At 59.2% G+C, this 9,255-nt stretch carries 5 protein-coding genes and 1 pseudogene; 3 read left to right on the top strand and 3 right to left on the bottom strand.

Going from position 1 to position 9,255, the window contains the following annotated elements:
- Window positions 1–356 precede the first annotated feature (356 nt).
- Window positions 357–2,542: pseudogene (gene recD2 / locus JCM25143_RS19680) on the top strand (SF1B family DNA helicase RecD2).
- Between the two features lie 99 nt (window positions 2,543–2,641).
- On the opposite strand, the gene JCM25143_RS13280 reads toward recD2, so the two are convergent.
- The 3 genes from JCM25143_RS13280 to JCM25143_RS13270 all read right to left on the bottom strand — a co-directional run bounded on the left by JCM25143_RS13280 (window position 2,642) and on the right by JCM25143_RS13270 (window position 8,242).
- Window positions 2,642–4,756, bottom strand: a complete 2,115-nt coding sequence (locus JCM25143_RS13280) for an AAA family ATPase (RefSeq protein ID WP_025861563.1) — start codon at window positions 4,754–4,756, stop codon at window positions 2,642–2,644.
- 223 nt (window positions 4,757–4,979) lie between these two features.
- Entirely contained in the window at window positions 4,980–5,618 is a 639-nt protein-coding gene (locus tag JCM25143_RS13275; protein ID WP_025861562.1) for a DEAD/DEAH box helicase, read from the bottom strand.
- 146 nt (window positions 5,619–5,764) lie between these two features.
- The gene (locus JCM25143_RS13270) at window positions 5,765–8,242 is read right to left on the bottom strand and encodes an AAA domain-containing protein (protein ID WP_025861561.1); all 2,478 of its coding nucleotides are present in this window, start codon (window positions 8,240–8,242) and stop codon (window positions 5,765–5,767) included.
- Window positions 8,243–8,557: 315 nt separating this feature from the next.
- Between JCM25143_RS13270 and JCM25143_RS24250 the strand changes: the two genes are divergently transcribed.
- Together JCM25143_RS24250 and JCM25143_RS24245 are read left to right on the top strand one after the other, a co-directional pair.
- Window positions 8,558–8,959: a DNA methyltransferase gene (locus tag JCM25143_RS24250; protein ID WP_234395257.1), complete on the top strand. Its 402-nt coding sequence runs from the start codon at window positions 8,558–8,560 to the stop codon at window positions 8,957–8,959.
- On the top strand, window positions 8,956–9,255 hold a 300-nt coding region (locus tag JCM25143_RS24245; RefSeq protein ID WP_267879964.1), incomplete at its 3' end, for a DNA methyltransferase. The genes JCM25143_RS24250 and JCM25143_RS24245, both read left to right, overlap by 4 nt.

Below are 9,255 nucleotides of genomic sequence, written 5' to 3'. Positions count from 1 at the left end.
CGCGGACGAACGCCACGAGGCGCGGGTCGGGGGCATCGGGGCGCAGGACGAGCCGTAACTCGGGCTCGGGCGGCCGATACGCCGGGGCAATGGACTGGCTGGATCTGTCCGTCATCGTCGCTCTCTTTCGACCGTAAGGCAAGGAAAACAGACACATGATCTGGACAGATGACTGTTATTTCAAAGGAAATACGCAATATGGAACGTCGCGCCTGTGCGTGCTCCAGCGTATGGAATCGTAGTTATGGGTAGTCCCGGATACAGGCGCGTCGTACAAATACTGGCTTACGGCGGCGTCACGGGAGGGGAGGGCGAGTCATGAACGATACAGGAGCGCTGTTCTTCCGGCGGGCCGGATGAGCGGACGTGCCACCGACTCTTCGCCCATGGAATCGCTGGCGGGACTGGTCGAGCGGGTGACGTTCCACAATGCCGAGAACGGCTTCTGCGTTCTGCGGGTGAAGGTGCGCGGGCAGCGCGATCTGGTCACTGTTGTCGGTCATGCCGCCATGATCTCGGCAGGCGAGTTCGTGCAGATGTCGGGGCGCTGGTTCAACGACCACACTCACGGCCTCCAGTTCAAGGCCGAGTTTCTCAAGGCCAGCCCGCCGACCACGGTCGAGGGCATCGAGCGCTATCTTGGTTCTGGCATGATCCGGGGTATCGGACCCGTCTATGCGAAAAAGCTGGTGAAAGCGTTCGGCGAGGCCGTGTTCGACCTGATCGAGCAGGAACCACATCGCCTGCGGGAGGTGACGGGGATCGGTCCAAAGCGCGCGGACCGGATCGTCGGTGGCTGGGCGGACCAGAAGGTGATCCGCGAGATCATGCTGTTCCTGCACAGCAATGGCGTCGGCACCTCTCGGGCGGTGCGGATATTCAAGACCTACGGGCAGGATGCGGTCCAACTGATCAGTGAGAACCCCTACCGGCTGGCGAAGGACATTCGGGGGATCGGCTTCAAGACGGCCGACCAGATCGCCCGGAAGATGGGGATCGCACCCGACGCATGATCCGGGTGAGGGCGGGGATCTCCTACGCGCTCGGCGAGGCCATGGACGAAGGGCATTGCGGTCTGCCGGTCGGGGAATTGCTGACCAGCACCGCCGAATTGCTGGAGGTCGCCGCCCCTCTGATCGAGACGGCCCTCGCGCTGGAACTGGAAGTGGGCGACGTGGTTGCCGACAGCGTGGGCGATACGGGCTGCATTTTCCTGGCTGGTCTCTATCGCGCGGAGCAGAGCATCGCCGAGCGATTGCGTGCCTGTGCCGTGGGTCGACCGCCCTGGCCCGAGATCGACGCTGAAAAGGCCATGTCCTGGGTGGAAAGAAAGACCGGGCTTGCGCTCGCGCCCAGCCAGCAGGAGGCGGTGCGCCTTGCCCTGCACAGCAAGGTGGTAGTGATCACGGGTGGCCCCGGTGTCGGCAAGACCACGCTGGTCAACGCCATCCTCAAGATCGTGACGGCCAAGGGCACTGACGTGCAGCTCTGCGCGCCGACCGGTCGCGCGGCAAAACGCCTGTCGGAAAGCACCGGACTGGAAGGCAAGACCATCCACCGCCTGCTGGAGACCGATCCGGCCAGTGGCAGTTTCAAGCGGGACGACACCAACCCGCTGACCTGCGATCTGCTGGTCGTGGACGAGGCCAGCATGGTGGACGTGCTGCTGATGCGCTCCCTGCTGCGCGCGTTGCCCGACCGTGCGGCGCTGCTGATCGTGGGGGACGTGGACCAGTTGCCGTCCGTCGGGCCGGGGCAGGTGCTGGCGGATATCATCGGTTCAGATGCCGTGCCGGTGGTGCGGTTGACCGAAGTGTTCCGTCAGGCAGCGCAGAGCCGGATCATCACCAACGCGCACCGGATCAACGAGGGCAGGATGCCCGAATTGAGCGCGGAGGAGGGATCGGATTTCTACTTCGTGGAGGCGGCCGAGCCCGAAATCGGGCTGCGCAGGCTGCTGGCGGTTGTGAAAGATCGCATCCCGGCGCGGTTCGGGCTGGACCCGGTCCGCGACGTGCAGGTGTTGTGCCCGATGAACCGGGGCGGGCTTGGGGCGCGGTCGCTGAATATCGAATTGCAGCAGGCGCTGAACCCGCCCGGCGCGGTGAAGGTCGAGCGGTTCGGCTGGACCTATGGTCCCGGCGACAAGGTGATGCAGATCGCCAATGACTATGACCGGGACGTGTTCAACGGAGATCTCGGCGTTATCGACAGGATCGATGTGGAAGAAGGCGAACTGACGGTCTTATTCGATGGACGGGAGGTCGTTTACGGCTTCGGCGAGCTGGACGAACTGGTGCTCGCCTATGCGACCACCATTCACAAGAGCCAGGGATCGGAATATCCGGCCGTCGTCATCCCGCTGGTGACCCAGCATTACGCCATGCTGGCGCGGAACCTGCTCTACACGGGTGTCACACGGGGACGGAAGCTCGTCGTGCTCGTGGGCCAGAAGAAGGCGCTGGCAATCGCTGTGCGGAACCAGGGCGGGCGGCGGCGGTGGTCGAAGCTCAGGGAGTGGCTGGCCGGTAGCGTCGCATGATGGAGCTGTGTTTCCAAGTCTATTTTGTATGAAAGAGGAACTTCCGGCATCCGCGTTTTTCTCACGTATTGAAGACGTCCCACTCACCTGGTCGCGGAATCAGCCTGCTCCAGGTGTGCCTTTTTTTGCCGTCGAGGCCGCGAGTACTTCAAACAGTGAGGTCCAACGAGCCAAAGTCTCTGTATCGAACGTGGTGGAAGGTAAAAGCGCACGTTCTTTGGCACGCCGTGCGACCTCGACCTTCCAGCCGGATGGTAGTTCGATTTCATTCTCCTGCGCCCACGCCTCAATCTGCGGAACAATGGGAGCGCCTTCGCGAACAAAATCTGAAAATGACGTCTCAGGTCGTCGCTCCCATCGATCAATAACACCTGCCAGAAATTTGGAAGAAAAAAGATCTTCGATTTCAGAGTTGGGATATCCGACGAAGTGATCGGTAGTTATAACGCGCGTCTTTGCAGATTGATAAACTCCATTCTGTAAATCACGAGACATTTTCTGTCCCGCTGCGTCGCCATCGAGCAATACGTAAGGTAGTTCTTCATTCCGTCCGGCGAGGACGCTGGCGATAACCTTTGCATTGTTCGCGCCGTGAGCTGGCGGGAAAACCAGTTCTCTCTTGGGAGAAATACGTTTCTCGGCAATAAGTATAGTCTTAATTGCAGCCAGATAGTGCTGATCTGACGGGCCTTCGACGATCACGGGTAGACAGCCGAGCAAGATGCTTTCGGCAATCGACATATTTAAAGCAGAGTAGATCGCGTATGTCGCGCCTTGTTGGCGCGGATCGCTATTTCCTCTCCGCAAATCTGCTGACGCCTTCGTAGAACCATCTTCCGATACAAACACTTTTCTAACTCTGTCGAGTCGATCAGCATCTACCATAAATGGAGAGTGTGTTGTGAAAATCAGCTGGTTTGTGCGTGAGAGATTATCAAAAAAGTCAGATAGATCACGTTGTGCTAATGGATGAAGCGATAGCCCGGGTTCGTCAAGTAGCAAGATTGAGTTCTTATGTTCGCGCTGCCCTTCAACAAGGAAGACGAGATAAAAGCAAAGAAACCATTGTAGACCGGTACTGCGATCTTCTAACTCGACCTTTTCGGGGCGTTTGCCGTCACTTACCCAAATTCGAAAGTGATCGCCGTCAGCCTGGAAGGAGAAGATGTAATCTCCTTGCTTCCACCAATCTGCAAAACTCTTTGTTAGACGTGTTTCAGCGGAATTAAGGAGATTTGTTCTTTCTCGCTTTTTATCGGCAATTTCTGCAATCTCTTCGTCAGTCGGATGTCTTTGAGTATTTCGAAAATCACGGCCAAGCTCAAGGATTTCTTCTGGCTTCAGACCGACAAAATCGAACAGTACTCTCAGTGTGCGGGCTTTAGCTTCTTCCTTTCCTCCTAAATCACTTCGAGCTAAATTATCAACTACATGTGGAAGATAAATTTCCGCATCCAGATTGCCATAGTTGGAGTAATAAACAAATTTTGGTAGTGCCGCTAATGTCGCTTTAAATATTTCTTCAGAACTTTCTGGAGGTGGAAAGCTGAGGGCGTTCTGATGACTGTCCAACTCTTCAAGAAGATGTCGAAAACGCGGAACAATGATACTGGTGGCAGCGGCAAGATTGTCTGGGTCGACGGCATGCAGCCGGTCATTTGTCTCAACGAGCTGGTTCGCAGATATGTCTTCAAGTTTATTGATAATGTTTATTTCCGTGGCGATTGCGTCGACGATGGCGTCTTTTTGGGACGCTTCACGTGCGCGAGCGGCCATGCCGACGATTTCGTCGTGAGCGTTCTGAAGAAGCGTTACGAGCGATGCAGAATGCAAATCTTTCGGTGGAACATATAATGGAAAATTGATTCGAAATGCACCAGAGAAGTCTTTTGATACTTGAGCAATTCGTAAATGCTCGACGTTGTGGCCGGAAATTTTCGCAAGATGATCAGCTAGGGGCCCTGTTTCGAATTCGGCGTTAATGAATATGTAATTTTTTGGATTTTTCCGAATGTCGGTGTAGTCGCCTTTTGGGTAATCTGAGTTTGGCTTGAGTTCTCCTTCTCCGGCCGGGTTAAGCTTCCAAAGTGGCAGGAGAAGATTCGTCTTTCCGGACTCGTTAATTCCGATGAGTGCTGTCACTCTATTGGCGTCGATCCACCCGCTGTCAGAGACCGAACGGAAGTTGGTAACTCGATAGCGGATCAAATGCATTTTAGCCTCTCGGTCATTTGAGTAATTGTAACAAAAAAACTCAATGGAGCAAATGGGATCATCACTCGATGGAGCTGCTACAGGATTTTGACGTTGTCGAAGTGAGCATTGGCTTTATGCGGACCGTAGGACATTGATGTGCGGAGGCAGTAAGCTATAATAAATTGTACCTTGCGCTTTCTGTCGGAGAGTGCCGGTCTGTCATGCTTGTGGTGATCTCGTTTCACGAGACAGCTTCCAGTGTTTTTTGCCCGATCCATTCTTCGGGTGAAATATTGGGAAATGACTCGGCCGCACGTGCAAACGCCCCGGCACCCCGCCACTCTTCGTGGTTTCCAACGATATAGAGCACACGTTTCGCCCGCGTCGCGGCAACATTGAGTAGGTTTGGCGTGCCGCCAGCCCACGTCCGTGATCCAGGACGTGCGCCGCGTCCCGCCCCCAGCATGAGGATGACGGCTTCGGCCTCCTTGCCTTGGAAAGTGTGAACCGTGCCGATGTGGCGTTCAATCCAGTCCTCCTGATCGGTCCGGCTTAGCGCGGGCAGGATATTTGGCGTTCGGGCCAGCAATTGCCGCAGACGCATCGCCGGCACACGGAACGGGGAAATGACATAGAGATCCGGCCCCTTGGGCTGCATACGGCAGAGTTCTGCGATCACGGTGGCGATAAGTTGCCCTTCCGCCTCGACCCACTTACCGCTCGATGGAGCATCTACGTCGACCCAGGCGCTCGGACCCAACTGGTCGCGGATCGTCGACCGCCCAACGCCTGTGGCATGGACCATACGCCCGGCATAGGCGATCCGGTTGGCTAGGTCGAACATCGGCTGCTCGCAGCGCCGATGTACAAGGAGGGGCATGCCGGTGTCCCGGGTCGTCGGGCCTCCTGACACCGGGTTCTCAATTGGGAAGCGTCCCTGGATGACGCTCGCGCGGTCGGCCAGAACCTGCGCTGAGACTTCCGGTGCCGCCCAGGGTGCCGCAGTCAGTCCGTTATCCCGGAAGATTAGGCGGTCGTATGTTCCGGCGTGGTCACCACCGGCTCGATTTGAAGCGGATCGCCGATCACCACGGCCCGTCGGGCGCGCCAGATTGCGCCGACCGCCTGCTGCGGCGATGCCTGTCCCGCCTCGTCGATCAGCAGCCAGCCGATTGACGCTTCCCGGAAGGTCTGGAACATCCGACCGATTGACGCGAAGGTCGTGGAGACAACCGGCACCAGCAGGAAGAAATAGCCCCAATCATGCGCGCTTGCGTTCGCCGAGTCACTGACGACCATGTTCAGCGCTCTCTTGAGTGGTTGGGCGCCAGCGGCCACGAAAGCGCGATGTAGTCGGATTGCGGCGACGAACAACTCGTCGCGCGCCCGACGGAACCGCCCGCCATTCCAAGGGCTACCTTTTTGGAACAGATCGTCCGGTTGCGACCAGAACCCCGGACCGGGGAAGCAATCGCCAAGCTCCCGCCGTCCGTCTTCCAGTTGTTGCCCGACCCGTGCCGCTTCGGCCAGCAGGGTTTCCAGACGTGCTTCTGCTTCGGCATGGAGCCTGCCCAGCCGCACCTCTTCGGCGATCGCGACTTCGAGCCGCGCTCTGGCATCGCGTGTCGTCCGTTGCGCTTCATCCAACCGTGCAACCTGCTCGCGGATCCCGCTTTCATGCGCCTGCCACGCCTGAGTGCGCAGCATTTTCGACAGAAATGAGGGCCGAACGGAGGTCAGGGCGGTAAGTCTTGTAGCCTCGAGCCCTTCGAGCCGATCGGTCTCACTTACCTGATTTTTCGCTCCTATTGCTGCACGCGATGCGGCCTCGTGATCCAGCCGGAACTGCTCGCGCATCTCGCTAGCCCGTGGTAGTTCCGTCTCTGCCTCGCGCAAGGCATCTCCTGCCCGCGACAGCGCGACCAGTTCGTCCCGCAGCCTTCGGCTACGGTCGCGAGCCTGACGGAACGCGTCCCTGGCTTCCCTCCATTGTGCCATAGCTTCGGGATTTCTTGGTGGCGGATCGAGTTCAGCCAGTTTGCCAGGCTTGCGCTCCCTGAGATGCTGTGCATTCGGCCAGGCCGCGCGATTGAGCCAGTCGTTCAGACCCCATTCCTCGTTCCACCAGACACGGTCGAAGAATTGATGTCGGTTTTTTGCCCGGCCCAGTCGGGCCGCGATCAGGCCCCAGGCCCGTTTCGCGGGTTCGGCGTCCTGCTTCAGTCCAAGCAGATAGGTGGCGGTATGCCCGAAATGATCGAGGCCTTCGTCCCGCCAGACAGATTCGTCGAGCGCTTTCTCGCGGATGGGTAGTTCGAGGCTGATATTCTCGACGGCAGCGTTGTTGCTGCTGGCGACGACGATGGCGAAATCCATCAGGTCGAGATCGCCGACACCCTCCGACGGCGTCTCGATATCAGCCAGCTTCTCGGCGCGCGCGACCATCACGTGTGCGACCAGATCGCGTAGCAGGGTTGTTTTCCCTGTGCCGGGAGGTCCGTTGATGGCCGCAAGACCTTCCGTTGCGAGGTCGCAGGTGACGGCGTTGACTGCTGCCTGTTGCAGGAGGGTAAGCGGATGCAGGCCGGGGCCGGGCCAGCGGCCGAGGGGAAAGAGATCGGGCGAAAGGAGGGTCGCCAGCCGTGCGCGGTCGGTTAGCGCGTCCCAAGGTGCGGTAGGCGGGTGCAAGCCAAGATAGGCGGAGAGGGCAGGAGGAAGAGTGTCCGCATCGCGCAGGGCGCGGCCGAGGTCCGGCAGGTAGAAGCTGGAGAGCAGGTCGCCATTCGGCGCGTTGACTTTCTCGCTCTCGATCACGCACGGCACGGGGATCCAGAGATCCTTCGGGACACATAACGCCTCCGTGAGTTCATCGGCGACGCCATGTAGATCCGTCCAGGTCAGGGAGCGCGGCTTCCCGCCGGACCCTGGTGGGGTGAGGAGGTCGGCAAAACGAGACTGCAGATCCTCTGCCTCACGATCCCATTCCGCCAGGCCGGAAGGACTGCCGCCGCTGAGAATATGGCCAACACCCCAGGCAAAACTGGCGATGGCCAGCGTGTCGGGCACCATGATACCCCATTCGTCGAGCACAACGCTGGCGGCGATCACGTTGCCCTTCTTGGTGGATCGGTCGGTCTTGTCTTCCTCGTCAGGGTCGTTTTCGCCAATGGCGGTGTTCAAGCGCTCGAAGGATGCGCGCGTAGGCATGGCACCAAGAATGACGTTGTACCAGCGCCGTTTAACACGCTCCTTTTTCGAGGTTTGTGATTCCGACGGCTTCGGAGGGGGATCGGGCAGGATCGGCCAAGGCGTGGAGTCGTCCGGCCGCGGCGGGTGCCAGAGGTCCGGACCGTCGGTCGCGTCGGTTCTCCGGTTCCTGACGCGGCCTTCGCGATCTGCAGCCACGTCGTTCCAGCCGGACTCCCGCGTGGCTTGAGGGGTCAGGACTTCCAGCGCGATCCAAGAGCGCAGGACACGGCGGACGGTATCTGGTGTGACGGACATGGCTGTATCTTCACCCCCGTAACGCAATGAAACAAGTCACATATGGCTGTCGAGGGATGTCTGGTCAGGTGACCTGGATTGCATCCGAAATCGATCAAGGGAGAAAAGCTAATGGCTCCGCCCTCGCGCCGGCAAGGGTGCGCGTCAGCGCGCTGACGCCGTCCGATGGGGTGTCCCCGATCTTCCTGCGCTGCGCTCCGTGCAGACCGGGAGATACCCCTCCCCATCGGTCGCCCTTGCCGTTGCTACCCCGCTGCTCGCCGCGAGGCAGAGGAACAGCGGGGGCTGTTCCTCGCGGAACAAAGGGCAAAGACCATGACCAGCAACATCACCACGGCGACCGATTTCCGCAATACCATTCTGAACGGCGACAGCGTGCAGCTTATGCGCGCACTACCCCGCAATGCGGTGGATTTCATCCTGACAGACCCGCCTTATCTTGTGAACTATCAGGGCAGGGATGGGCGGAAGGTGCGCAACGATGACAATGCGCGCTGGCTCCGGCCCGCTTTCAACCAGATGCACCGTGTTCTGAAATGGGGCGGGTTCGCCGTTTCGTTCTATGGCTGGAACCGGATAGATTTATTCGCCGATGCCTGGAGGGCGGCGGGGTTCCGCATGGTCGGGCATATTGTCTTTCGCAAGTCCTATTCATCCTCTTCCCGTTTTCTCCGGTATGAACACGAAAGCGCCTATCTGCTGGCCAAGGCAACGTGACACCGCCCGCAAAGCCCATCCCGGACGTGATCGACATGCCCTATTCGGGCAACAAGCTGCACCCGACGCAAAAGCCGGTGGCGGCGCTCCTTCCCCTGGTGGAAACTTTCTGCCCGGTAGGCGGGTTGGTTCTGGATCCGTTCGCCGGTTCGGGTTCGTCCCTGGTCGCGGCGCAGCATCTTGGCCGCGACTGGCTGGGGATGGAACTGGACCCGGACCACGCGGCCACGGCAACCCGTCGCCTGGCTGGCACGGGACGGGGAGGGCGGCGGCGTAAGCCGCCCCCTTTCTTTGCC

The organism is Acetobacter papayae JCM 25143, from assembly GCF_000613285.1.
In the GTDB taxonomy this organism is placed as follows: domain Bacteria; phylum Pseudomonadota; class Alphaproteobacteria; order Acetobacterales; family Acetobacteraceae; genus Acetobacter; species Acetobacter papayae.
This window is presented reverse-complemented; position numbering and strand designations above follow the sequence as displayed.

Excerpts from the sequence above, each read along its gene's own strand:
- JCM25143_RS13270 (WP_025861561.1), bottom strand. The coding sequence starts at position 8,242 with ATGTCCGTCACACCAGATACCGTCCGCCGTGTCCTGCGCTCTTGGATC.
- JCM25143_RS13275 (WP_025861562.1), bottom strand. The coding sequence starts at position 5,618 with ATGCCCCTCCTTGTACATCGGCGCTGCGAGCAGCCGATGTTCGACCTA.
- JCM25143_RS24250 (WP_234395257.1), top strand. The coding sequence starts at position 8,558 with ATGACCAGCAACATCACCACGGCGACCGATTTCCGCAATACCATTCTG.
- JCM25143_RS13280 (WP_025861563.1), bottom strand. The coding sequence starts at position 4,756 with ATGCATTTGATCCGCTATCGAGTTACCAACTTCCGTTCGGTCTCTGAC.